Source organism: Novosphingopyxis iocasae, assembly GCF_014334095.1.
In the GTDB taxonomy this organism is placed as follows: Bacteria; Pseudomonadota; Alphaproteobacteria; order Sphingomonadales; family Sphingomonadaceae; genus Novosphingopyxis; species Novosphingopyxis iocasae.
Genome location: NZ_CP060495.1, coordinates 536,522 through 560,558, shown reverse-complemented (window position 1 = coordinate 560,558; position 24,037 = coordinate 536,522). Strand labels below are relative to the sequence as shown.

At 63.4% G+C, this 24,037-nt stretch carries 19 protein-coding genes and 1 tRNA gene; 11 read left to right on the top strand and 9 right to left on the bottom strand.

Features of this window, described 5'->3' with window-relative positions; all coding sequences use genetic code 11:
- Positions 1–5 precede the first annotated feature (5 nt).
- Positions 6–1,757 (bottom strand): DUF885 domain-containing protein, encoded by a 1,752-nt coding sequence (locus H7X45_RS02690; RefSeq protein ID WP_187336024.1) that lies wholly within the window; start codon positions 1,755–1,757, stop codon positions 6–8.
- Between the two features lie 148 nt (positions 1,758–1,905).
- Here H7X45_RS02690 and H7X45_RS02685 point away from each other — a divergent pair, with 148 nt between their 5' ends.
- The 3 genes from H7X45_RS02685 to H7X45_RS02675 all read left to right on the top strand — a co-directional run bounded on the left by H7X45_RS02685 (position 1,906) and on the right by H7X45_RS02675 (position 5,144).
- Positions 1,906–3,288: an MFS transporter gene (locus H7X45_RS02685; RefSeq protein ID WP_187336023.1), complete on the top strand. Its 1,383-nt coding sequence runs from the start codon at positions 1,906–1,908 to the stop codon at positions 3,286–3,288.
- Entirely contained in the window at positions 3,289–4,209 is a 921-nt protein-coding gene (gene cysK / locus H7X45_RS02680; RefSeq protein ID WP_187336022.1) for a cysteine synthase A, read from the top strand.
- Positions 4,210–4,328: 119 nt separating this feature from the next.
- The gene (locus H7X45_RS02675; RefSeq protein WP_187336021.1) at positions 4,329–5,144 is read left to right on the top strand and encodes an aspartyl/asparaginyl beta-hydroxylase domain-containing protein; all 816 of its coding nucleotides are present in this window, start codon (positions 4,329–4,331) and stop codon (positions 5,142–5,144) included.
- Between the two features lie 33 nt (positions 5,145–5,177).
- Here the strand turns inward: H7X45_RS02675 and H7X45_RS02670 are convergent, their stop codons facing one another.
- Positions 5,178–6,011, bottom strand: coding sequence for an LD-carboxypeptidase (locus H7X45_RS02670; protein ID WP_187336947.1), 834 nt, complete (start codon positions 6,009–6,011; stop codon positions 5,178–5,180).
- Between the two features lie 54 nt (positions 6,012–6,065).
- Here H7X45_RS02670 and H7X45_RS02665 point away from each other — a divergent pair, with 54 nt between their 5' ends.
- From H7X45_RS02665 to rplI, 5 genes are all read left to right on the top strand, one after another.
- On the top strand, positions 6,066–7,463 hold the full coding sequence (locus H7X45_RS02665; protein WP_187336020.1) for a glutamate ligase domain-containing protein: 1,398 nt from the start codon (positions 6,066–6,068) through the stop codon (positions 7,461–7,463).
- Between the two features lie 135 nt (positions 7,464–7,598).
- On the top strand, positions 7,599–8,570 hold the full coding sequence (locus H7X45_RS02660; RefSeq protein WP_187336019.1) for a sensor histidine kinase: 972 nt from the start codon (positions 7,599–7,601) through the stop codon (positions 8,568–8,570).
- Between the two features lie 350 nt (positions 8,571–8,920).
- The gene (gene rpsF / locus H7X45_RS02655) at positions 8,921–9,319 is read left to right on the top strand and encodes a 30S ribosomal protein S6 (RefSeq protein WP_187336018.1); all 399 of its coding nucleotides are present in this window, start codon (positions 8,921–8,923) and stop codon (positions 9,317–9,319) included.
- A 3-nt stretch (positions 9,320–9,322) separates the two neighbouring features.
- Positions 9,323–9,547 (top strand): 30S ribosomal protein S18, encoded by a 225-nt coding sequence (rpsR, locus tag H7X45_RS02650; RefSeq protein ID WP_187336017.1) that lies wholly within the window; start codon positions 9,323–9,325, stop codon positions 9,545–9,547.
- Positions 9,548–9,560: 13 nt separating this feature from the next.
- Positions 9,561–10,244 (top strand): 50S ribosomal protein L9, encoded by a 684-nt coding sequence (rplI, locus tag H7X45_RS02645; RefSeq protein ID WP_187336016.1) that lies wholly within the window; start codon positions 9,561–9,563, stop codon positions 10,242–10,244.
- A gap of 322 nt (positions 10,245–10,566) precedes the next feature.
- Here rplI and folE read toward each other — a convergent pair whose 3' ends face one another.
- The 5 genes from folE to ppdK form a co-directional block, all read right to left on the bottom strand.
- Entirely contained in the window at positions 10,567–11,187 is a 621-nt protein-coding gene (gene folE / locus H7X45_RS02640; protein WP_187336015.1) for a GTP cyclohydrolase I FolE, read from the bottom strand.
- 120 nt (positions 11,188–11,307) lie between these two features.
- Positions 11,308–13,179 carry a DEAD/DEAH box helicase gene (locus H7X45_RS02635; RefSeq protein ID WP_187336014.1) on the bottom strand — a complete coding sequence of 624 codons (1,872 nt, stop codon included), beginning with the start codon at positions 13,177–13,179 and terminating at the stop codon, positions 11,308–11,310.
- Positions 13,180–13,258: 79 nt separating this feature from the next.
- A tRNA-Arg gene (locus H7X45_RS02630) sits at positions 13,259–13,335 on the bottom strand.
- A 64-nt stretch (positions 13,336–13,399) separates the two neighbouring features.
- Positions 13,400–14,695, bottom strand: a complete 1,296-nt coding sequence (locus H7X45_RS02625) for a chloride channel protein (RefSeq protein WP_187336013.1) — start codon at positions 14,693–14,695, stop codon at positions 13,400–13,402.
- Between the two features lie 85 nt (positions 14,696–14,780).
- Positions 14,781–17,471, bottom strand: coding sequence for a pyruvate, phosphate dikinase (gene ppdK / locus H7X45_RS02620; protein ID WP_187336012.1), 2,691 nt, complete (start codon positions 17,469–17,471; stop codon positions 14,781–14,783).
- A gap of 536 nt (positions 17,472–18,007) precedes the next feature.
- Between ppdK and H7X45_RS02615 the strand changes: the two genes are divergently transcribed.
- Positions 18,008–18,553, top strand: coding sequence for a CC0125/CC1285 family lipoprotein (locus H7X45_RS02615; protein WP_187336011.1), 546 nt, complete (start codon positions 18,008–18,010; stop codon positions 18,551–18,553).
- Between the two features lie 54 nt (positions 18,554–18,607).
- Here H7X45_RS02615 and glyS read toward each other — a convergent pair whose 3' ends face one another.
- Complete coding sequence (gene glyS, locus H7X45_RS02610) at positions 18,608–20,845, bottom strand: glycine--tRNA ligase subunit beta (RefSeq protein ID WP_187336010.1); 2,238 nt, start codon at positions 20,843–20,845, stop codon at positions 18,608–18,610.
- Entirely contained in the window at positions 20,842–21,711 is an 870-nt protein-coding gene (locus H7X45_RS02605; protein ID WP_187336946.1) for a glycine--tRNA ligase subunit alpha, read from the bottom strand. Before H7X45_RS02605 ends, glyS begins: the two co-directional genes overlap by 4 nt.
- Before the next feature lie 264 nt (positions 21,712–21,975).
- Between H7X45_RS02605 and H7X45_RS02600 the strand changes: the two genes are divergently transcribed.
- Positions 21,976–22,917, top strand: coding sequence for a TraB/GumN family protein (locus H7X45_RS02600; RefSeq protein ID WP_187336009.1), 942 nt, complete (start codon positions 21,976–21,978; stop codon positions 22,915–22,917).
- 104 nt (positions 22,918–23,021) lie between these two features.
- Positions 23,022–23,915, top strand: a complete 894-nt coding sequence (locus H7X45_RS02595; protein ID WP_187336008.1) for a TraB/GumN family protein — start codon at positions 23,022–23,024, stop codon at positions 23,913–23,915.
- Positions 23,916–24,037 lie beyond the last annotated feature (122 nt).

The following is a 24,037-nucleotide window of genomic DNA, read 5'->3' as shown; positions in this document are numbered from 1 at the left end:
GCGGTTCAGAACACCGCGCGCGCTGTCGGCTCGTTCAGCATGGCCGCGCGCACCATCGGGATCGGCGGGCCGCCATAGCTTAGAAACTCGTCGTGGAAGGCCTTCCACTTCGAACGATCCCCCTTGGTCCAGTCCTCGCGCAGCTTGCGGATCATCAGCTTGCCCATGGTGTAGTTGAGATATTGCGGATCATAGGTGCCGCGCGCCGCCTGCTGCCGTGCATTGCCTTCGTCCTGATAGCATTCGTTGCGAAACAGGTCGTAGCTCTGCTCCACCGTCATGCGGCCCGTATGCAGACGGATGGCGGAGAGGAAGCGGCAATCACGCAGCAGCGCGTTGGAGAGCTGCCCGATATGCGTCTCCGGATCGAAATCGTTCAGGCCCGCATCGTACATCATCTCTTCGGTATAATGCGCCCAGCCCTCCGCAAAGGCATAGCCGACGAACAGCTGGCCGAAGATGCTGTCCGACCGGTTGGAGTGCAGGAAGTTGAGGAAGTGGCCGGGCCACACCTCGTGCACCGACGTGAACAGCAAATCCTTCACGCCCGGAATATAGGCCGCGCGTGTTGCCGCATCCCAGTTCGGATCAGGCGGCGAGATGTAATAGACGCTGGGCAAGCCGGTCTCATAGGGCCCGGGAATATCGATATAAGCGCTGTTCTGCCGATTATAGGGCGGCGATTCCTCGACCTTCGCCTGCTCGGTGCCGGGGATCGTCACGATATCGTTGTCGATGATGAACTGGCGCAGCATCGGCAGCTGGCGGCGCGCCTCGGCCACCGGTCCGCCCTCCGGCTTGTCGGCGGACATCTTGGCGATGCAATCGGGAATGCTCGCTCCTGGCGCGAACTGGCCGCAGGCCTCACGTAGCGCCGCCTGATTGCGCGCCAGATCCGCCTCGCCGATCGCTTCCAACTGATCGAGCGGCGTATCGACGCCTTCGTTGGTCAGGATCATTTTGGAGAAATTGCGCACGCCGATGGCGAAGCCGCCTTTCGTGGCGGGCTGCGATCCGACATAGTCGCTCAGATCGCGCATCGCCGCAGCAGCCTTGGCGGTCGCCGCATCGAACTGCGCCTGCAAAGCAGGATCCTTCACGCCAGCGAAGGCTTCCTTGGCATCGCCGGTATAATAATCCGCAAACCCGCCGAACCCGGCCTGGCCATATTTGACGAAGGTTTCGGGCAGCGGCAGTTTCAGATTGTTCTTGATCTGCGCCGCGGCGGCAGGGACGTTTTCGGCATATTTGATAAATGCCTTCATGCGCGTTTTCTCGTCCGCATAGGGCCGCGCGATATAGACATTGGGATCGAGCCCGCCGACGTAGAAAGCCGGGTTCTTGTGCGGGAAGTCCGCATCTTCCAGAAAGAACAGCTGGCCTTGTGCTACATGCACCAGATAATCCCGCTCGAACCGTTCCTTCTCGGTCAGCCCGCTCATCGCCTTCGCGTCGCGGATCGTCGTCTTCAGAAAGGCTTTTTGCGCGGCAAGTCCAGCCGGGCTCCAGTCGGGCAGCATGCCATCATATTGATGCTTGCCCTGATAAACCGCGAAATTGGGGTATTGGTTGAAATAGCCGGTGAGGAAGGCATCGCGGAAATTGGCCCATTTGCCTTGATCAAGGGTGGTGCCGGTGGACGCCGCCGCGCTGTTTGCGGGGGGCGCGGTACTCGCCGTCTGGCAGGCGGCAAGCGCAGCGGTGGAAGCGGCGAGCGCGGCAATATGACGAAGCCGGGGCAGACGGGGCAGGTTCATGGACTCTTCTCCTGTTGATGGCGGGAGACTGGCACAGGGACGGGCGGAGACCAAGCAATGCTTGCGCCCCGGAAAATAGCGCGGCTATCCCGCGCCCAATCGCACGCCATATTGCCCTGCCCCGCCGCCGTCCCCATAGCGTGCGGCGATGAGCGCCGCCCCCCACCCCTTCCGCATCGCGAATTACCGCTTCTACTGGTTCACGCGCCTGTTCAGCATGCTCGCGGTTTATGCGATGATGCTGATCGTCGCCTGGCAGGCCTATAATCTTGCGCGTGAGACGATGGGCATCGCCGGGGCTTCGGCACGGCTGGGGCTGATCGGGCTCCTCCAGTTCATTCCCCTGTTCTGCCTGACGCCGGTCACCGGCTGGGTCGCCGATCATATGGACCGGCGCTGGGTGGTGCGGATCGTGTTGACCGCACTCGCGGCCATCGCCGGCACGCTGGCGCTGCTCACCTACAGCCAATCCATGACGCTCACGCTGCTTTATTTCATGGCGGTGTTGCTGGGCACGGCGCGGGCATTTCTGGGGCCAGCACAGGGCGCCCTCGCCCCCAATCTGGTGCCGAAGGAGGTGCTGCCACAGGCCATCGCGCTTAGTACCATCGCCTGGCAGTTCGGCGCGCTGGTGGGCCCGGGCATCGCCGGTCCGCTTTACGGCATCGCGCCGCATCTGCCCTACACCCTGTCCGCCATCCTCTACGCCGCTTCGGCAATCTGCATGTTCTTTGTCGGCGATGTGCCGCGCAGCGCGCCCAAGCGCACCGGACCAATCGAGCAGATCGTCGAGGGCGCCCGCTACGTCTGGCGCAACAAGCTGGTGTTCGGCGCGATCACGCTCGATCTGTTCGCCGTGCTGCTTGCCGGCGCAACCGCGCTGATCCCGGTCTTCGCGCGCGACATCATCGATCTGGATTGGTCCGCGGACATGATCGGTGGCCCCATCGGGGACTGGGTACGCGGCAGCCCGGAGCACGCCTTGTCGCTCCTGGCCGCATCGCCCGCGGTGGGCGCGGCCGTAGTTGCTGCGATTTTCAGCATCGTGCCGCTGAAGTCCAATGTGGGCGTCAAAATGCTCGTCGCCGTGTTCGTATTCGGCGGCGCGACGATCGCCTTCGGTTTCTCCACGCTCCTCTGGTTCTCGATGTTGTGCCTGTTCGTCGTCGGCGCGTCGGACATGTTCAGCGTCTATATCCGCCAGTCGCTGATCCAGCTGAACACGCCGGACGACAAGCGCGGGCGGGTTGGCGCGGTGTCGCAGCTTACCATCAGCGCCTCCAACGAACTGGGCGAGGCCGAATCCGGGTTCCTCGCCGCGTTGATCGGGCCGGTGTGGGCGGTGGTGGCGGGCGGCATCGGCGCGACGGCGATCACCGCCGTATGGATTCGCCTGTTCCCGCAGCTCGCCGGGGCCAAAACGTTTGATCCGTCGGACGAGGTTCTTGCCTCCGAGCCGGACGCGATGGAACGAGGGGCGGGACCAAAGGTTGAACAGGAAACGAAAAGCAAAGCCGAAGGGACGCCTTGAATGAAAGCCGACACCATCCTCCAGACCATCGGCAACACGCCGCATATTCGTCTGTCCAAGCTGTTTCCCGACCATGAAGTCTGGGTAAAATCCGAAAAATCGAACCCCGGCGGATCGATCAAGGACCGGATCGCCCTCGCCATGATCGAGAAGGCGGAGAAGGACGGCCATCTGAAGCCGGGCGGCACGATCATCGAACCGACCTCCGGCAATACCGGCGTCGGCCTTGCGATGGTGGCCGCAGTGAAGGGCTACAAGCTCATCCTCGTCATGCCCGAAAGCATGTCGATCGAACGCCGCCGCCTGATGCTCGCTTACGGCGCCACCTTCGATCTGACGCCCAAGGAAGGCGGCATGGGCGGCGCGATCAGCCGCGCGAAAGAGCTGGTCGAACAGACCGACGGCGCCTGGATGCCGCAGCAGTTCGACAATCCCGCCAATTTCGAAATTCACAAGCTCACTACGGCGCATGAAATCCTGAAGGATTTCGAGGATAGCCCGATCGACGTAATGATCACCGGCGTCGGTACCGGCGGCCACATCACCGGCTGCGCGGAAGTGCTCAAAGACGCATGGCCGAACTTCAAGGCTTATGCCGTGGAGCCAGCCGGATCGCCGGTCATTTCCGGCGGAAAACCGGGTCCGCACCCCATTCAAGGCATCGGCGCGGGCTTCATTCCGGACAATCTGCACACCCAGTCGATCGACGGCGCTATTCAGGTCGATCCGGCCGACGCGAAGGAATGGGCACGCAAGTCCGCTTCCGAAGAAGGCATATTGATAGGCATCTCTTCCGGTGCCACGCTGGCTGCCATCGCGCAGAAGGTCAAAGACCTGCCTGCTGGCACCCGCGTGCTCGGCTTCAATTACGACACCGGCGAGCGCTATCTGTCGGTGGCCGACTTCTTGCCGGAAGAGTGATCAAATAAGGCGGAAAATACCGCTTCCGACGCCATGCTTCGCTCGAAAATTCGCCACATTTGACCCCCAGCTATTTCCTTACGGGTGGGGACCCAGAGTGACGAATTGACGAGCGAACCATGTCTAAGACCCTGACCGACCGGAACGCATTCCAGCCGCAGGCGCACGAAGCGCAGGCCGAACCCAAGCGCTCCTTCCTGTTCAAATTCTTTCAGAAGCACCGCCATGGCATCAACGACTGGCTGGCGGGCTTTTCGCGCATTCCGAACACGCCGGTGCTCGATGCCGGAGATTTCGATTGGACCGCGGCGTTGGCGAAGCATGCCGACGTGATCCGCGAGGAAGCGATGGCGATCTACCGCCACCAGAACGCGATCCCGCCGCTCAAGGACCTATCGCCCGATCATGCCGGTATCGCCACGGACGATAGCTGGCGCAGCTTCTTCCTGATCGGCTATGGCGAGCGTATCCACGAAAATATCGCGCGCGCGCCCCAGACCACCGCGCTTGCCGAGAAAATTCCCGGTCTCAATAGTGCGTTTTTCTCCATTCTCGCTCCCGGCACCGTCATCCCGCGCCATCGCGGCGTGACGAAGGCGTTCATCACCGCGCATCTCGGCCTAAAAGTGCCCAGCGATGCGAAAAACTGCACGATGGAGGTCGAGGATCAGCGCGTGCAATGGGGCGAAGGCGAATGGGTGGTCTTTGACGACACCTACGAACATGAGGTGTGGAACAACACCGACGAAACGCGGATTATCCTGCTCTGTCAGGTCGCCCGCCCGATGCGCGCGCCGGGCAGTTGGCTGTCCAAAGCGATTATGGCCTATGTCCGCGCCAGCCCCTTCGTACGCGAGGCCAAGAACAATCTCACCGGCTGGGAAGAGGCTTTCAAAAAGGCCGAAGCCAATATCCCGGTGCCCACCAAGGCATAGCGTTGTCCCGAAGCCCGATCCTGCGATGCAGGGTCAGGCCTTGGGCGGCTGGAACAGCCCGAACGGCACCACATGGTTGGTGATCGAGTGGCCGACCTCGGCCCTTCCCAGATAGGGAATGCCGGCCCGCCCACACCAGTCCTGCGCAATCTCCTCGGCAGTGGCGCCGAAGGGGCGATCGTTCTCGGGCACCGCCGTCACCTCGCCTAACGCGATCCCGGTAAGGCCGGCGTCTTTCAAAACGCTGGTTACATGGAAGAACAGCCGGTCGATCGCATAGAGATATTCGCCGGTCTCCTCTAGGATCAGCACATGGCCCGACAGGTCCGGCATCAACGGCGTGCCCGTCATCATTACCAGCGTAATCAGGTTGAAACAGGCATAACGCTGCCCCGCCTGCAGCGAGGGCGCCAATGCCGATGCATCGCGCCGCACCAGCCAGGCGAGCGCGCGGCCCACGGCCGCACTGCCGCCCTCGCGCGAGATATCGGTGGGCATCGGCCCGTGCGTGACATGGCCGATCCCGGCCCGGTACAGCGCGCCGAGCAGATAGCCCATATCGCTATATCCGAGATACTGCTTGGTCTTCGCCGCATCGCCCAATTCCGCCACTGCCGCCTGCGCGATGCGGCACGACCCATAGCCGCCCTTGGCAAACCAGATCGCCTCCAGCGTCGGATCGTTCGCCATCCGCACGAATGCGGCCTTGCGGTCCGCATCGCTACCGGCGAAATGGCCGTCCTCTTCAAAGCATTGCGGATCGAACACCAGATCCGCATCGGGATAATATTGCTTGGCCAGCGACCAGACCTCGCCCGCCTGTTCGTGCGACAGCGGCGTTGCCGGGGCGCAAATTCCGATCCGCATGGTTCCGTCCACTCCCGCATTGCCAAAGCCTGCAGCCACGCATAGCCAGCGCAGATGACCAAGGACAATTCCTATTTCTTTTGCGGCATCGGGGGCAGTGGCATGCTGCCCCTCGCCACCATATTGCGCGCTCAGGGCGCGAACGTCGCCGGATCGGATCGTGCGCTCGATCAAGGACGCAGCGAAGACAAGTTCGACTGGCTGCGCGCGCGCGGCATCACGCTGTTTGCTCAGGACGGTAGCGGTCTGGCGAAAGGCCAGACGCTGATCGCATCCGCCGCGATCGAGGACACGGTACCGGACATCGCTGCGGCCAAGCGCCGCGGCTGCGAACGGCTTACGCGCGCGCAGCTGCTCGCACGGCTGTTCAATGCGGCAGAACTGCCGATCGCCGTCGGCGGCACCAGCGGCAAGTCCACCGTCACCGGCATGACCGGCTGGATTCTGGCCGATTGCGACCGGGATCCCACCGTGATGAACGGCGCGGTCATGAAGAATTTTCTGGGCGAAGAAGGTGGCTTTGCCAGCGCCCGTGTGGGAGCCGGGGCCCCATTCGTCAGCGAGGTGGATGAAAGCGATGGATCGATCGCGCTGTTCGATCCCTACATCGCCGTGCTCACCAATATCAGCCTCGATCACAAATCGATGGACGAGTTGCGCGATCTGTTCGGCGAATTTGCGCGGCGCGCGACCCATGTCATCTGGAATGCCGACGACCGCGAAAGCGCGGCGTTGATCGACGGACTACAAATCACCGGCGTTGTCGGCTTCGGCTTTTCGGACGGCGCCAATTTCCGCGCGGTCGAGGTGGAGGAGCAGCCGCTCGGCAGCCGGTTCACTTTGGAGGCGCGCGGCAAGCGCTATCCGGTCACGCTGCAGGTGCCCGGCCGCCATAATATCGCCAACGCCCTCGCCGCTCTGGCTGCCGCCGAGGCCGCCGGCATTGCCATCACGGACGCGGTTGCCGCCATCGGTCGGTTCGAAGGCCTGCGTCGCCGTTTTGACGTGGTCGGCACCGCGGGCGGCGTGACGGTGATCGACGATTTCGGGCATAATCCGGAAAAGATCGCCGCCACGCTGCGCACGCTTAAGGCCTTCCCGGGCCGACTCCTCGTCTTTTTCCAGCCCCATGGCTACGGGCCCTTGCGCGTCATGGGTGATGAGCTCGCCGCCATGTTCGCCGCGGAACTGGACGCCGACGACCGGCTTTTTCTGTGCGATCCGGTTTATTTCGGCGGCACCACGGATCGCAGCGTGGGTAGCGCAGACATCACCGCGCGCATCGAGGAAGCGGGCGGGACTGCAGACTATGTTGCCGAGCGCGAAGAGGTGGGCAAGCGGCTGGTGCAATTGGCCGAGAATGGAGATCGCATCGTCATCATGGGCGCGCGCGACGATACGCTGATCGATTTCGCGCAAGACCTGATCCGGCGGATTGAAGCTCGGGATTGACGCTGCACTGTCACCGGTTGAAGGTAAGACCTGGCGTCCGGGCTGTTCGTTGAAGGCTGCCGGGCGAGGCCTCATATCTCATGCCGAGCGCAAATGACGGTCGCGCCCCAAGCACAGGCGAAACACAGGTTCGACATGCCCGATTTGAAACCATTCGAGGAACAGAGTGCGGACCATCTCCGCCTTGTGCTGCGGACGGGCCAGATCGGAATTTGGGAGCTCGATTTAAGCTCCGGCGCCGCTGTCAGAAACGAAGTCCATGACGAAATCTTCGGTTACTCCGGCGGTCTGGAAAGATGGAATTACGACTTGTTCCTGGACCATGTCGTAGAGGCGGATCGGGCGCGCGTCGACCAGCTGCAGAAAAGCGCCATCGCGGAAAATCGTGACTGGAATTTCGAATGCCGCATCACGACGGCGGGCGGCCAGGAAAGATGGATTCAGGCAGCCGGTCGTCCGATGCAGGATCAGGACGGCAAGACGGTAAAGCTGATCGGCAATGTCATCGATGTGACCGAAAGCAAACGGTCCGAAGCGATGCTCAGATTGCTCACCGACGAACTGAACCATCGCGTGCGCAATATGCTCGGCATGATCCAGTCAATGGTACGCCTATCGGTCAAGGGGGCGCCCGACCTGCCAAGTTTTGCCAAGGCGCTGGAACGCAGGGTGGCCGCTCTCGCCCGTACGCATAAACTGCTGGTGGAAGGCGCAACCGAGACGATGTTGCCCAGCACTATCCTGCAGGCGGAGCTTGCCGCTTACGACGGGACCAGCAGTCAGGTGCGCATTTCCGTAGTCGATGAAGTCCGGCTGGGAGCGACCCCGGCGCAGGGTCTTGCCCTCGTCCTTCACGAGCTTTTGACGAACGCCCTGAAATATGGCGCGCTTTCCAATGAGAGCGGACGGGTCGATGTCACTATCGACCGCGAGGCCGACGTCGTGGAATTGATCTGGAAGGAAAGCGGCGGCCCGCCGGTGGAAGAAGCGCCCGCGCCGGGTTTCGGATCGACCCTCATATCCAAGTCGCTTTCGGGCGACGACGCAGCCGACCTGCTGTTCCGCCGGGAGGGTGTGGAATGTCGCATTCGCTTGCACGCCGGATAGCGCGCAACGCATGCCACCTTCCCTACAGGATCGGCGATCTGCTACATTGGGTATGATGCAGGATCGCACTCTCCCCACCGGAAAACCGCCCTCCACTCGTCGGCGGTACCACTCGGTTCGTCCGAATTGAGAGGGGGGGGTCTGCGGACCGGTGCGACTTTCCGGATATCGCCTGAAGCCTGCCCAATCCGCTCTCCCGGCCTTTCTCGCTGCTCTGCCCTTGCCTTCTTCCGCCCGCTAGCCTAAGAGCGCCCCTTCCGCCGGGGGTTCGCCCCGCGGGAGACAGAAGAAAGCCGGAGGGGCGTTCGCACGGTGCGGCGTCAGCGATCGGTAAGAAAAGGATATGACTCATGCCGTTATACGAGCATGTGTTCCTGGCGCGCCAGGATCTGAGCCAGGCTCAGGTCGATACGCTCGCCCAGAACGCGACCAAAATCATCGAGGATAACGAAGGCAAGGTCACCAAGACCGAGACCTGGGGCCTGAAGTCCCTCGCCTACAAGATCCAGAAGAACCGCAAGGCGCATTACGTCATGCTCAACATCGATGCGCCCGCGGGCGTGATCGCAGAGCTGGAGCGCCAGACCCGCGTCAACGAAGACGTGATCCGCTATCTCACCATCCGCGTGGATGAGCTGGAGAGCGAGCCGTCGGTGCAGATGCGCAAGAACGAGCGCAGCGACCGCAAGGGCGGCCGTGACGGTGGACGCGATGGCGGCCGCGGCCGCGACCGGGACGAAAGGAACTAAGCCATGGCACGACCCTTTTTCCGCCGCCGCAAGACCTGCCCCTTCAGCGGGCCCGATGCGCCGAAGATCGACTTCAAGGACACCAAGCTGCTGCAGGGATATATTTCCGAGCGCGGCAAGATCGTCCCCAGCCGGATCACGGCGGTTTCCGCCAAGAAGCAGCGCGAGCTTTCGCGTGCGATCAAGCGTGCACGCCACATCGGCCTGCTCCCTTATGTCGTGAAGTAAGGAGAGCCAGATCATGGATATCATTCTGCTGGAACGCGTCGAGAAGCTGGGCACGATCGGTGACGTCGTCACCGTGAAGGACGGCTATGCGCGCAACTTCCTCCTTCCCAACAAGAAGGCCCTGCGCGCCAACAAGGCGAACCGTGAGGTTTTCGAAGCCAATCGTGAGCGTATCGAGGCCGAGAACGCCTCCAAGCGCAGCGATGCCGAGACCAAGTCCAAGGACGTCGACGGTCTGGAAGTGACGCTGATCCGCGCCGCCTCCAACACCGGCCAGCTCTACGGTTCGGCTTCTGTGCGCGACATCGAGAACGGCCTCAACGAACAGGGCGCCGAAATCACCAAGTCGATGATCGTGCTGGAACGCCCGATCAAGTCGATCGGCATGTACGACGTACGCGTCATGCTGCACCCCGAGGTGGTTTCGATCGTCAAGGTCAATGTCGCCCGCTCCGAAGACGAAGCCGAACTGCAGCGCAGCGGCGTCGACGTCATCGCCAAGATGTTCGAAGACGATCAGGCCGAGCTGCGTGAGCTTGCCGCCGAAGTCACCGGCGACGGCGATGCTTCGGACGAAGGCGTGCCGAGCGCAGCCGACGCTGCCGAGGTGTTCGAGGAAGCTTCGGTCGAGCAGGCCGAAGACGGAACCGCACCGCGCGACGAGGGCACAAGCCCGCCGTCCGACGCCAACGCATAAGCGACGGGGGCTGCAATGCCCCCGTTACAAGTTACAGAAAAGGCGCGGGAACCGATGGTTCTCGCGCCTTTTCGTATGGCCCTTCCGGGCCTTCCGGGCGGGTTTGAACGCGCTCTAGACTGTCGCTGCCATCGCAGCGACAACGGCGAGCAGCGTACCGCCGGACATGATGAGGGGGAGAATATTCTTCAGCATTTCCTGTTCTCTCGTGCACAAGTCATTTGCTTGATGTGCGATGAACGGAAGCGAAGTCGCTAAGGTTCCCAGCCACGTTAACTTTTCGCTAAAGCCCGCGTTCTGCGTGAAACCCAAACGTAGCGGATCAATAGCCCATCAGGCTCATGACTTCCTTGCGGCTGCGCTGATCGTCCAGGAACACGCCCAGCAGCCGACTGGTGACCATCGACACGCCCGGTGTGCGCACGCCGCGCGCCGTCATGCAGGCGTGGCTGGCCTCGATCACCACTGCGACACCGCTCGGGTTCAGTTGGTCCTGAATGCACTGCGCCACTTCGGCCGTCAGGCGCTCCTGCACCTGCAAACGACGGGCATAGCCGTGCAGCACGCGCGCTAGCTTGGAGATACCGACCACTCGGTCCGTGGGCATATAGGCGATGTGCGCCTTGCCGATAATCGGGGCCATGTGGTGTTCGCAGTGCGACTGAAAGGGAATGTCCTTCAGCAGTACAAGTTCGTCATAGCCGCCCACTTCCTCGAACGTGCGCGAGAGATGCACGCCCGGGTCCTCTTCATAGCCCTGGCAATATTCTTTCCAGGCACGTCCAACGCGCTTAGGGGTATCGAGCAGACCCTCGCGATCCGGGTCGTCGCCGGTCCAGCGGATGAGCGTGCGGATCGCGTCCTGAACATCCTGCGGCACCGCTATCTTGCCGTCCGGCGCACGCACCAGATCGCCGTCTACCGCATGATCGAATTCGCTCATTTCACGCTCCTTTTCCGGCCCGCAGCGCTATCGCGCCAGTCCCGGTCGGGCAAGGGCCTGCGCAGCCCGAAAGCGCTTTGAGCAGTCAGCTCGCCAGCGCCTTCAACTGCCGGTGAAGCCCTACCGGTCTTTTTTGGCGAATGGTTTCGCACCGCCTTTGGGAGCGCCGCCGCGTTTGCCTTTATCGAACTTACCCTTGCCGAAGGGTTTGCCTGCGCCGCCCTTCCCCTTGGCGAATTTCGGCTTGAACGTTTTGCCTGAAGGCTGGTTCTGCAAATCTCCCCCGCCCTCTTTCCGGTGCAGCTTGGGGCGCCCTGCGTTTGCGGGCTTGCTCTCATGCTTCGGCTTGCGGCCGGGGCGGGTCCGCTCCGCCGGACCTTCGGGCGATTGGGTGATCGTAATGTCGTCGCGCGGATCGCCCTGCTCGTCCGAATTGGCAGTACGACGAAGCGCCGCCTCAAAATCGCCGCTGACCGCGCGCGGAATTTGAAAGAAGGTTTCGTCCGGGCCGATACGGATCGCCCCGACGTCTTTCTTGGTGATGTGCCCGCGGCGGCACAGAAGCGGCAGGATCCAGCGCGGATCGGCATTCTGCCGCCGCCCCGCATCCATGCGGAACCAGATGATGTCCTCGAAGCCGGGACGGTGGCGCTCTTTCTGCGCCTCCTTGCGCGCCTCGGGCGAGTTTTCGATCAGTTCTTCCGGTGCTGGCATTTTTGCACGGTGGATCTGGACCAGTGCCGCCGCGATATCGCGCGGGCTGCGCTCGGCCAGCAGTCGATCTGCCAGGCGAAGCTCTTCCTCATCATAATCGGCCGGCTCCAGCAAAGCCGTGAGCAGGCGCTCCTGATCCTGCGCCCGGATCGCCTCTGGCGTAGGGGCATCGATCCAATCCGCCTGTACCTTGGCACCGCGCAGCATCGATTCCACGCGGCGGCGGCGCGGATAGGGCACCACGAGCACCGCGGTGCCTTTATTACCCGCACGCCCGGTGCGGCCGGAACGGTGCTGCAGCGTCTCCGCATCGCGCGGAATCTCCGCATGGATTACCAAGCTAAGCGCGGGCAGATCGATGCCACGCGCCGCAACATCGGTGGCCACACAGACGCGCGCACGCCCGTCACGCAGCGCCTGCATGGCGTGATTGCGTTCGGATTGCGAATGCTCGCCCGACAGCGCCACGACTGCAAAGCCGCGTTCCTGAAGGCTGGCGTGCATCCGGCGCACGCTCTCACGCGTGGCGCAGAAGACGATGGCCGTCTCGGCGTCATGGAAGCGCAATAGGTTCACCACCGCATGCTCGATTTCGTGGGGCGCGACTGTCACCGCCTGATAGGCGATATCGCCGTGGCCGCGATCCTCGCCCACAGTCGAGATGCGGAGGGCATCGCGCTGGTAACGCTTGGCCAGCGCCACGATGGGCTTTGGCATGGTAGCCGAAAAGAGCAGCGTGCGGCGCTGATCCGGCGTTCCGTCGAGAATTTCCTCAAGATCGTCGCGAAAGCCCATGTCGAGCATCTCGTCGGCTTCATCGAGGACGGCGGTGCGAAGGTCGGACAGATCGAGACCGTTGCGTTCGAAATGATCGCGCAGGCGCCCCGGCGTGCCGACCACAATATGGGCGCCCTGTCGCAGTACGCGGCGTTCCTTGACCGGGTCCATGCCACCGACGCAGGTAGCGATGACGGCGCCGGCCTTTTCGTAAAGCCAGCCAAGTTCGCGGCTTACCTGCAAAGCCAGCTCACGGGTCGGAGCGATCACGAGTGCCAGCGGGGCGGCAGCAACGCCCAGACGATTGTCCTCACCCATCAGCTCAGCGGCCACGGCGAGGCCGAAAGCGATGGTTTTGCCCGAGCCGGTCTGCGCCGAAACGACCAGGTCACGCCCGGCAGCCTCGTCTTCCAGAACGGCGGCCTGCACGGCGGTGGGGTTGTCATAGCCGCGCGCGGCAAGCGCCTCGGCAAGCGGGGCGGCGATATCGTTGAAGGGCATGGGCCTCGATAAGGTGCAACGATCCGCGATGTGCCGATCGATCTGGCCGGCGCGCTGTACTGGATCGTTGTCAGGAAAGTGGCGCGCCCGGAAGGATTCGAACCTCCGGCCCCCAGATTCGTAGTCTGGTGCTCTATCCAGCTGAGCTACGGGCGCTTGGAAGGGCGGCTGATACGGTCCAGATGCCATCCTTGCAAGGACTAATTCCAACCTTTTTGCATTAGTTTTCCGATCGCCCGGTGAAGCCGCGGGCCAGCGTCTCGTAAAGCTTGTCCGGACAGACAAGCTGGCTGGTCTGGTTCGCGATCAGTGCCGCCGCCAGCATCGGCATCATCAGGCCGCGGCTGACGGTGGTTTCCGCAAGAATGATCACGGCCGTCAGCGGTGCGCGCACAACGCCGGTGAAATAGGCGACCATGCCGAGGAGCACGACCGCGCTTGCGGGTTCGCCCGGGAACATGAAGCGCAGCATGTTGCCGAAGCCCGCGCCCGTCGAGAGGCTGGGCGAGAAGATGCCGCCCGGCAGCCCCGCAACCGCGGTGGCCAGCGTCGCCGCAAATTTGGCAAAACCGAACCACAAGGGAAGGCTGCGCCCCTCGATCATGGCGCGCGCGGGATCATAGCCTGTGCCCCAGGTCAGCTGTGTGACCACGCCCAGCACCGCCACGATGACCCCGCATATGCCGGCAGCCAGAAGCGGACGCTTCGCGATCTGGGATCCCAGGCGGCTGGTGCTCTGCGACGCGGCAATCAGAAGCCGCGAAAAGCAGCCCCCCGTGACCCCGCCCAACGCGCCGGCCAGCGGTGCGACGATGAGCGCGCTCTTGAAAGATAGCGCTGCTCCGTTGACGCCGAAATAGATATAGTCCCCCGAAAGCCCCTGCGCGACCATGCCGGAGATCAGGATCGCGGTCATCACCAGCAGCGTCACGCGCTGTTCGTAAGCGGCGGCCAGTTCCTCGATCGCAAAGGCTATTCCGGCAAGCGGCGTGTTGAACGCCGCGGCCACCCCCGCCGCGCCGCCTGCGATGTACATAGAGGTGCGCATCGGTATCCGCATGATCTTGTGGCACTGCGCCATCACTGCCGCGGCGAGCTGTACCGTTGGCCCTTCACGGCCGATGGACCCCCCGCACAGCAGCGCGCCGAGCGTCAGCAGCGCCTTGAGGATAGCGGTTTTCATGGAGACCAGCGCCGCAATGGTGCCGGAGCTGGCGGACTTCGCCGCGATTACCTGTGGAATGCCCGATCCGCGCGCCATCGGTGCGAAACGGTTGGTGGCCCAGACCAGAACGATGAAGCCCAAGGGGGTCGTGACCAGCGGCACATAGGGGTAGGCTTCGTGAAACGCGGTGAACCGGCCCGCCACCCAGTCGCTTACATCGGCGAACAAGAGTGCCACGACACCGATCGCGATCGCACCGGCACCGATCGCGACGCGGCGGCGGAAGACCAGCGATTGGGGCCCATGCGCGCGCATCATGGCGCGGGCACGGTTGCGGGTGATCGGTTTCATGCGGCGATCCGGTTAGGAGCTGCGGTGGGGCGCATCACCGCTCTCTATAACGAAGCGGCGGCGGGATTAAAGGCGGCGATCGCTCCTAGCCGCCCTGGCTCCCCTTCAACGCCGCCTGCGCCGCCGCCAACCGCGCAATCGGTACGCGGTAGGGCGATGCGGAGACGTAATCGAGGCCGGCTTTGGCGCAGAAGGCGATGCTCGCCGGATCGCCTCCATGCTCGCCGCAGATGCCGAGCTTGATCCCGCTGCGCGCCTTGCGGCCACGCTCCACCGCGATCTCAATCAGCTGGCCTACGCCCGCGACGTCCAGGCTGACGAACGGATCGCGCTCGTAAATGCCCTTCTCCACATAGTCGCCGAGGAAGCGGCTCGCATCGTCGCGGCTGACGCCCAAAGCGGTCTGCGTCAGATCGTTGGTGCCGAAGCTGAAGAACTCGCCCACTTCGGCGATCTCGCCCGCCATCAGCGCGGCGCGCGGCAGCTCGATCATGGTGCCGACCAGATAGGCGACTTCACGCCCCTTCTCCTCGAACACCGCTTTGGCGGTGCGATCGACGATCTCGCGCGTGATCTCCAGCTCGCGGCGTGTACCGACCAGCGGGATCATGACCTCGGGCAGCGGCGCCTCGCCTGACGACGCTTCGACATCGCAAGCCGCCTCGAAGATGGCGCGCGCCTGCATCTCGTAGATTTCGGGATAGCTGATGCCGAGGCGGCAGCCGCGATGGCCCAGCATCGGGTTGAACTCGTGCAGCTCGTCCGCACGGCGCTTGAGCGTATCGACCGACACGTCCAGCTCGCTCGCCAGTCCTTCGAACTCGGTATCCTCGCGCGGCAGGAACTCGTGCAACGGCGGGTCGAGCAGACGGATCGTGACCGGCAGGCCCGCCATCTCGGTGAAGATAGCCGCGAAGTCGCTGCGCTGTTCGGGCAGCAGCTTGGCCAGCGCCGTGCGCCGTCCCTCTTCGCTGTCGGCCAGGATCATCTGGCGCACCGCGCTGATGCGGCCGGCATCGAAGAACATGTGCTCGGTCCGGCAAAGGCCGATGCCCTCCGCCCCGAACTCGCGCGCGGTCTTGGCGTCGAGCGGCGTCTCCGCGTTCGCCCGCACTTTCAGGCCGCGCAGATCGTCCGCCCATTCCATCAGCGTGGCGAAATCGCCGGCCAGTTCGGGCTGCAGCGTAGGCACCTGCCCCGCCATAACCTGTCCATTGCCGCCGTCGATGGTGATCACATCGTCCTCATCGAAGGTACGTCCCGCCACCGTCAGCGTGCGCGCCTTGGCGTCGATCCGCAGCTCGCCCGCGCCGGAGACGCAGGGGCGGCCCATGCCCCGCGCCACCACCGCAGCGTGGCTCGTCATGCCGCCGCGCGCCGTCAGGATGCCCGCAGCCGCGTGCATACCGTGGATATCCTCCGGGCTCGTCTCGACGCGCACCAGGATCACGCTCTCGCCATTGGCCGCGCGCCGCTCGGCCGTATCGGCATCGAAGCAGATCGTGCCGGATGCCGCGCCGGGCGATGCGGGAAGGCCGCGGGCCACCACATCGCGCGGCGCATCGGGATCGAGCGTGGGGTGCAACAGCTGGTCGAGCTGCATCGGATCGATCCGCGCGATCGCCGCCTTGCGGTCCACCAGCCCTTCGGCGGCCATGTCGACCGCGATCTTGAGCGCAGCCTTGGCCGTGCGCTTGCCGGTGCGCGTCTGCAGCATCCACAGCTGCCCGCGCTCCACCGTGAACTCGATGTCCTGCATGTCCTTGTAGTGCTGCTCCAGCGTCTCGAAAACGGCGGTCAGCTCCTCGAACGTCTCGGGCATCGCCTCTTCCAGGCTGAGCGGCTTGGCGCCCGCCTCCTCGCGCGCGGCCATGGTGAGGTATTGCGGGGTGCGGATGCCCGCGACCACGTCCTCGCCCTGCGCGTTGATCAGATACTCGCCATAATAGGTATGCTCTCCGGTCGAAGGATCGCGGGTGAAGGCGACGCCGGTGGCGCTCGTTTCGCCCATATTGCCGAACACCATCGCCTGCACATTCACGGCGGTACCGATGTCGTGTGGGATGTCGTTGATGCGGCGGTAGACCCGCGCGCGCTCCACATTCCAGCTGCCGAACACCGCGGCGATCGCGCCGTTCAGCTGATCGTTCACGTCCGTCGGGAAGGGTTGGTCATGCTCCTGCGCCACGATGCTCTTGAACTGCGCCACCAGCGCGCGCCAGTCGGACGCGGTCATCTCGGTGTCGTTGAAGTAGCCCTTGTCTTCCTTGGCGATCTCCAGCGCTTCCTCGAACAGGCCGTGGTCGAGGCCCAGGACCACGTCGGAGTACATCTGGATAAAGCGGCGGTAGCTGTCCCAGGCGAAGCGCTCGTCTTCCGAGATCGCGGCGAGGCCTTCGACGGTCTCGTCGTTAAGCCCCAGGTTCAGCACCGTGTCCATCATGCCGGGCATCGAGATGCGCGCGCCGGAGCGGACCGAGACGAGCAGCGGGTTGGCCGCATCGCCGAAGCCCTTGCCCGTCACGCCCTCGATATGCGCGATGCCGTTCGCCACCTCGTCCAGCAGGCTATCGGGCAGCGTCTCGCCCTCATCGTAGAAGCGCGCGCACATATCGGTGCTGATGGTGAAGCCCGGGGGCACCGGCAGGCCGATCGAGGCCATCTCCGCCAGGTTCGCGCCCTTGCCGCCCAGCAGCGCCTTGTCGCCCGTGCCGCCCTCGGCCACGCCGCCTCCGAAGCGGTACACATAGCGCTGGGGAGAGTTCTGGTCGGTCATCGGTCGGCTCCTTTGGAGTCTGTGCTTTGGGAGTTCGGGTTGGTCGGGCCGGTGCAACGAAGCTTCACACGCTTCACACTGTCCTGTGGGAGAAATCTGGCACTCATGATCGGCCGCCGATTTGCGCTAATGGAGCCTGTGCCAAGGGCGAGCGGCGGGAAAAGGGCGACGCGCGCGGTGCGCCGGTCTGCATCCTTATCGTTCACCGTCATCTCCTCGCATTCCCCACGGCAGCGCCAACGCGCGCGCGACGCGTCCGCGGCAATCGAATCAGCCTGATCTTCTGCCGCATTTACGGGCGTGTAGGACAGGTTTTTTGCCCCCCTGTCCACTGCCCGGTGGACAGCCCTAGCCAGTGTCGGAGGCACTGGCAAATTCCCGGCCTATCCAGTGCCGGAGGGACTGGCAAATTTGCGGCGCCGGAAAGAACAAAAGACCACTGACGGACAGGAACCAACAGTCGAAATAAAGATTTATCGTATCGGCTGCGGCCAACGCATGAATTGGCCAAAGCCAAGGCATGAAAGGTCATAACAATGAAAAAGAAGACTCTTACCCTCTTCCTTGCTGCCACCTTGCCCGTGGCGCTTCTCGGTGGTTGTGCGGCCACCCCCTATCAGCCGGCCAGCGCATCGGCGATGGCGGACGGCTACAGCGACATGATGGTCGGCAACAATGTCTATCAGGTCAATTTCAAGGGCAATAATCTGACCAGCCGGGCCACGGTCGACAATTATCTGCTCTATCGCGCCGCGCAGCTTGCGCAGCAAAAGGGCTTTGCCGGCTTCACCCTGATGAATGCCACCACGGACGATACCGACATGGTGGACGTAACGCCCGCCATCGGCCGTGGGCTCTATCCCGGATTTTCGCCTTATTACACGCTGTACGGGCCGTTCGGTGCCTATGATTGGAACCCGTGGACGACGGCGAACTGGGACAATAGCGTCGATTTGACCAGCGTGAACAATTACGATGCCCACGCCACCATTCGGCTGACGAACAGCGCGGGCGGCAAGACCTATTTCAATGCCGCCGATGTCATGTCGCGGCTGTCTTCATCGGTGAAAATGCCGGGCTGAAACCGGCGATAGCCGAAAAGGGGGCGGACAGACGCCCGCCCCTTTTTCAAGGCCTTATCCTTCGATCTTAGAGAAATCGGCAACCTGGTTAACGGCAGCCCGGAAGCGCGCGAGCAAGGCGTGGCGCGCGGCGCGCTTGGTCTCGTCCTCATCGTTCACCGTCACCTCCTCGAAAAAGCGGTCGATCGGATCGCGCAGAGATGCCAGTGCAGCCATCGCGCCCTCGAAATTCTCCGCGTTGACAGCGGAGCGGGCGCGCGGCTCGGCCTCGGCCAGCGAATCGATCAGGGCCTTTTCCGCAGCTTCAGGCGTGTAGGACAGGTTTTGCTGTTCCGCCGCCGAAACTTCTCCCTTCTTCAGGATATTGGACGCGCGCTTGTATCCGGCGATCAGGTCCGTGCCCTCCGGCGTCTCGACAAACGCCTGCAGCGCCTTCACGCGGGCGAGCAGACGGACGAGATCGTCCTCCCCGCCGAGCGCGAACACCGCGTCGATGAGATCGTGGCGGACGCCTGCCTCGCGTTGCTGCACTTTCAGGCGGTCTGCGAAGAAGTCGAGGACTTCAGTGGTCGTCCTATGGCCAAAGTTTGCCCAAGAGGTCGCGCCCGCGTCCTTGAGCGATTCCGGCGAAAACGCTTCCTCGAGCAACTTTTCCCGCGAAGAAGTATCAACGGCATCACCCAAGATTTCGGCCAACTCCTCTACCGTATCGATCTTCGCAGATTGCTGGATCACATAACGGTCACTTAGGAGTACAGCGGTCATGACGTGGCAAACACGCTCTATCGGTAGCTTCAGACCGGACCTAATCACCAGAGCTATGATAGAAAGCGTGGCCCTTCGCAGCGCGAATGGATCTCGCGACCCGCTCGGCCTCTCTTCGATAAGGAAAAAAGCAATCAGCGTATCCAGCTTGTCCGCCAGGCTCACCGCCACCGTCACCGGCGCGGTGGGCACATCGTCACCCTGCCCCACCGGCTTGTAATGATCGCGGATCGCGGCGGCGACGCGCGGGCCCAGACCCTCGGCGGCGGCATAATAACCGCCCATAAGGCCCTGAAGTTCGGGGAATTCGCCGACCATCTCGGTGACCAGATCGGCCTTGCACAGCTCGGCAGCCTTCTGTGCCAGATCAGCGATTTCAGGCTTGCCATCCCCGACAATCCCCTCTTCCACCAGCCAGCGGGCGAGCTTGGCCACGCGGTCCACCTTGTCGGCGACGGTGCCCAGCTTCTCGTGGAAGACGATGTCTTTCAGCTTCTCGGCATGCACCGCGAGCGGCGTCTTGCGGTCCAGATCCCAGAAGAATTTCGCGTCCGAAAGCCGCGCGGCGAGCACCTTTTCATTGCCTGCCACCAGCGCCGTGCCGCCGTCCGTCGCATCGATATTCGCGGTGCAGACGAAGGCGTTGGCGAGGTGACCTTCCCCGTCCTCGCAGACGAAATATTTCTGGTTCACGCGCGCGGTGAGCTGGATCACCTCCTGCGGCACATCCAGAAAGGCTGCGTCGAACCGGCCGAGCAGCGGCACCGGCCATTCGGTGAGGCCGGCATTTTCCACCACCAGCCCTTCGTCCGCAACCAACGAAAGCCCTGCGTCCGCAGCCGCCTTAGTCGCACCGTCGCGCACGATGGCCTCACGCTCTTCGTGATCGACGATGACATGGCCCGCGCGCAGCTTCACCGCATAGTCGTCCGCGTCACCAATGGTGATATCGCCGCGATGATGGAAACGGTGTCCTAGCGTCACCGCGCCGGACGTCACCCCGTGCACCTCACACTCGACAACCTGCTCGCCGAACAAGGCGACGATACCGGAGAGCGGACGCACCCAGCGCAGGGACTCGGTGCTCTGCGAGGCAGCGCCCCAGCGCATGGATTTCGGCCAGGAGAATTCGCGGACGATCGCCGGGATCGCCTCGGCCAGAACGTCGCGCGTGGCGAGGCCGGGCGTTTCGATCACCGCGAACAGGACGGCGTTGCCCTTCTTGTCCTCGCGCTCGACCAATTGATCGCGCGTGAGACCCGTAGAGCGCAGAAAGCCCTCGATCGCCTTGTCCGGCGCATCGGCGCGCGGGCCCTTGCGCTCTTCGGAAACCGCCTGCGTTTCGTCCGCCAAACCCTTCGCAATCAAGGCCAAACGCCGCGGCGTGGAATAGACGGTGATGGCGGATGCGGTGAGCCCCGCCTCGCCCAGCTTGGCGCGGAACAGCTTTTCCAGCTCCGCGCGCGCACCCTTCTGCATGCGCGCCGGAATTTCTTCCGATCGCAGTTCGAGCAGGAAATCGGTCATGCCACGCTCCAGTCGGGATAGCGCGCCGTCCAGTCGGGCGTGTGCCGCTCGATATGCGCTTCGCAAGCGCCCTTCGCGAGATCGCGGACGCGGCCCATATAGGCGGCGCGTTCGGCGACAGAGATGACGCCGCGGGCCTGCAATAGGTTGAACACATGGCTGGCCTTCACCGCCTGCTCATAGGCCGGGATCGACAGCTTGGCGTTGAGGCAATTCTCGCTCTCCGCCGTCGCCTTGCGGAACAGATCGAACAGCGCCTCGGTATCGGCATGTTCGAAGTTCCAGGCACTCATCTGCTTCTCATTCTCCAAGAAGACATCGCCGTAAGTCACGCCGTGGCCGTTGAAATCCAGATCGTAGACGCTGTCGACGCCCTGGATGTACATGGCCAGCCGCTCCAGCCCGTAGGTGAGCTCACCGGACACGGGCTTGCAGTCATAACCGCCCATCTGCTGGAAATAGGTGAACTGCGTCACCTCCATCCCATCGCACCAGACTTCCCAGCCCAGGCCCCATGCGCCCAGCGTGGGGCTTTCCCAGTCATCCTCCACGAAGCGGATGTCATGGAGCAGCGGATCGATGCCGATCGCGACCAGACTGTCTACATAGAGCTGCTGCAGATTTTCCGGCGATGGCTTAAGGATCACCTGATACTGGTAATAATGCTGAAGCCGGTTGGGGTTCTCGCCATAGCGCCCGTCGGTCGGGCGGCGGCAGGGCTGCACGAACGCGGCGCGCCACGGGTCCGGCCCCAGCGCGCGCAGCGTGGTCGCGGTATGAAAAGTCCCCGCGCCCATTTCCAGATCATAAGGCTGCAGGATCAGGCAGCCCTGCGCGCTCCAGTAATTGTGAAGCGTCAGGATCATGTCCTGAAAGCATAGCGGCTTTTCGGGCGGCGTAGCGGCCACGTTTTTCCTTTCGCACGCGCGAGACAGATGACGGCGCCCGCCTTGGCGGATGGCCCCGGAACGGTCAAGCCGGGCGGCGCAGGCGATAGTCCCAGGACGAGAGCTGTCTGAAGCCGCCTCGCTCACATAGGCGCGAAATATCGCATCGGGTCGGCCGGGGATATCGAAACGCGAGAACGCTCTCCCTATGTTGAGCCGAGCGTTTACCGAGGAGCTGTTCCGATGACCTTCGCCCATTTTCGCAAATCCGCTCTGGCCGGTGCTCTGGGGCTTGGACTGATCGGCTTCGGCGGCGCTCAGGCGCAGGAAGCGGCGGCGCCAGTGGCGGCTGCCGCCGGTGAGGCGGCGCCTACGACGGTGCAGGCCGATCCGGCCTTGTGGCTGGTTGAGGACGACGACACCAAAATCTATCTTTTCGGCACGGTGCATATGCTGAAGCCGGGGATCGACTGGTTCGCCGGGCCGGTGAAGGCCGCCTGGGATGCCAGCGACAGCGCGGTGTTCGAAGTGCTGCCCGGCGACGATCAGGCAGCGACCGTGGCCACGTTCCAGCGGCTCGGCACCGATCAGACGGGCGTAAAGCTGCGTGACCGGCTGGAGGGTGAGGACCGCAGCCAGTACGAGGCCGCGCTCACCAGCTTCGGCATCCCCTACCCCACGTTCGACAGCTTCGAGCCGTGGCTGGCGACCATGAATCTGTCGCTGCTGGGCTTTGCCAAGGCGGGGTTCGATCCCAATAGCGGTGTCGAGAACATTTTGCAGGCCAAGGCAAAGGCCGCGCACAAGCCGATGATCGGGCTGGAGACCATGGAGGAACAGCTCGGCTTTCTCGACAGCCTGCCGATGACGAGCCAGGTGAAATGGCTGAACGAGACCGTCGACACCTTGCCCGATGCGGACGAGGCGATGGATGAAATGGTGTCCGACTGGGCCGCGGGCGAGCCGGAGAAGCTGGCCGAACTCCTCAACGAGGGCATGAACGATCCGGTGCTGCGCAAGGCGATGCTGACCCAGCGTAACGAGAACTGGGCCAAGTGGATCGACCATCGGCTGGAGCAGCCCGGCACGGTGTTTCTTGCCGTGGGTTCAGGGCACCTTGCGGGCGCCGACAGCGTGCAGGATCAGCTGAAACGTTACGGGCTGAACGCGGTGCGGGTGGAGTAACTGCAGGAACGACGACGACAGCCGCGTGTGATTGCGATGGAAAGTTGAGCGAAGATGCGCCCCCTTTGCATTTGCTTAAGCGAAGCGCATCATAGGTCTGGTCCATGCGCTTCCTCCTCGCCCTGCTCTTGCTCGTCGCGCTCTATGGTTGCTCCGACGCCGCGCCGACCTATGACGTCAGCCCTTCCGCCAAGCCTGCGCTCTGGGCGGTGGAAGGCGCGGACGGCGCCCCTCAGGCCTATCTCTTCGGGACGGTCCACTTGCTGCCCGAGGGCGTGGAGTGGCAGAGCCCGGCGCTGGACCAGGCGATGGACCGCTCCGATGCGCTGGTGATCGAAGTGCTGGGCGCGGATGATCCGCAGAAACTGGCCGGCGCATTCAAGGCGCTCGCCTTCTCCCCCAACCTGCCCCCGGTCGAGGAACGCCTGCCCGCCGATCTGAAACCGGAGCTGGAACAGGCGAAGGATGGCATCGGTCTTGCCCGCATGATGCTGGACGGCATGGAAAGCTGGGCCGCGGCGTTGACGCTGGCGTCTGCCCAGCATGAAAAACTGGGGTTGGACCGCGCGGACGGCGTGGAAACCGTGGTCGAGGCGCGCTTCGAAAAGGCGGACAAGCCGATTCGCGGGCTGGAGACGATGGAAGAACAACTTGGCGCCTTCGATACGTTGCCGGAGACCGAACAGCGCCAGATGCTGAAGGATGTGGTGTCGGATACGTCGGACGCGCGCGCCGAATTCGAAAAGCTGCTCCAGGCCTGGGCGAGCGGCAATGAATCCGGGCTCATCAAGGCTTCGCAGGGCGGCATGATGGACACGCCGCGCATTCGCGAAGCGGTGCTGGTCGCGCGCAACCGCGCCTGGGCGGACCGGCTGGATGCAATGCTGAAGAAAAACGAGCATCCGTTCGTCGCAGTGGGTGCCGGGCATCTGGTGGGTCCGGACAATGTGCGCGAGTTTCTCGCGGCCAAGGGATATAAGGTTGTGCGGGTGCAATAAGTTTGCCGCTTGGCAAGCACAAATCACTGGGCTGCGCTTACCAATGGCTCGGCCTTGCCTTTATCCCCCTTCCCCCCTATAGCGCGCGCCTTCGTGCGGCATATTCATCCCTGGAGGGTGCC

Bases quoted from the DNA above. Each gene is read 5' to 3' on its own strand.
- H7X45_RS02660 (WP_187336019.1), top strand. From the start codon at position 7,599: ATGCCCGATTTGAAACCATTCGAGGAACAGAGTGCGGACCATCTCCGC.
- H7X45_RS02605 (WP_187336946.1), bottom strand. From the start codon at position 21,711: ATGATCCTGACGCTTCACAATTACTGGAGCGCGCAGGGCTGCCTGATC.
- cysK (WP_187336022.1), top strand. From the start codon at position 3,289: ATGAAAGCCGACACCATCCTCCAGACCATCGGCAACACGCCGCATATT.
- rpsR (WP_187336017.1), top strand. From the start codon at position 9,323: ATGGCACGACCCTTTTTCCGCCGCCGCAAGACCTGCCCCTTCAGCGGG.
- H7X45_RS02615 (WP_187336011.1), top strand. From the start codon at position 18,008: ATGAAAAAGAAGACTCTTACCCTCTTCCTTGCTGCCACCTTGCCCGTG.
- ppdK (WP_187336012.1), bottom strand. From the start codon at position 17,471: ATGACCGACCAGAACTCTCCCCAGCGCTATGTGTACCGCTTCGGAGGC.
- H7X45_RS02670 (WP_187336947.1), bottom strand. From the start codon at position 6,011: ATGCGGATCGGAATTTGCGCCCCGGCAACGCCGCTGTCGCACGAACAG.
- H7X45_RS02665 (WP_187336020.1), top strand. From the start codon at position 6,066: ATGACCAAGGACAATTCCTATTTCTTTTGCGGCATCGGGGGCAGTGGC.
- H7X45_RS02685 (WP_187336023.1), top strand. From the start codon at position 1,906: ATGAGCGCCGCCCCCCACCCCTTCCGCATCGCGAATTACCGCTTCTAC.
- glyS (WP_187336010.1), bottom strand. From the start codon at position 20,845: ATGACCGATTTCCTGCTCGAACTGCGATCGGAAGAAATTCCGGCGCGC.
- H7X45_RS02675 (WP_187336021.1), top strand. From the start codon at position 4,329: ATGTCTAAGACCCTGACCGACCGGAACGCATTCCAGCCGCAGGCGCAC.
- H7X45_RS02595 (WP_187336008.1), top strand. From the start codon at position 23,022: ATGCGCTTCCTCCTCGCCCTGCTCTTGCTCGTCGCGCTCTATGGTTGC.
- H7X45_RS02635 (WP_187336014.1), bottom strand. From the start codon at position 13,179: ATGCCCTTCAACGATATCGCCGCCCCGCTTGCCGAGGCGCTTGCCGCG.
- rpsF (WP_187336018.1), top strand. From the start codon at position 8,921: ATGCCGTTATACGAGCATGTGTTCCTGGCGCGCCAGGATCTGAGCCAG.
- H7X45_RS02625 (WP_187336013.1), bottom strand. From the start codon at position 14,695: ATGAAACCGATCACCCGCAACCGTGCCCGCGCCATGATGCGCGCGCAT.
- H7X45_RS02690 (WP_187336024.1), bottom strand. From the start codon at position 1,757: ATGAACCTGCCCCGTCTGCCCCGGCTTCGTCATATTGCCGCGCTCGCC.
- H7X45_RS02600 (WP_187336009.1), top strand. From the start codon at position 21,976: ATGACCTTCGCCCATTTTCGCAAATCCGCTCTGGCCGGTGCTCTGGGG.
- rplI (WP_187336016.1), top strand. From the start codon at position 9,561: ATGGATATCATTCTGCTGGAACGCGTCGAGAAGCTGGGCACGATCGGT.
- folE (WP_187336015.1), bottom strand. From the start codon at position 11,187: ATGAGCGAATTCGATCATGCGGTAGACGGCGATCTGGTGCGTGCGCCG.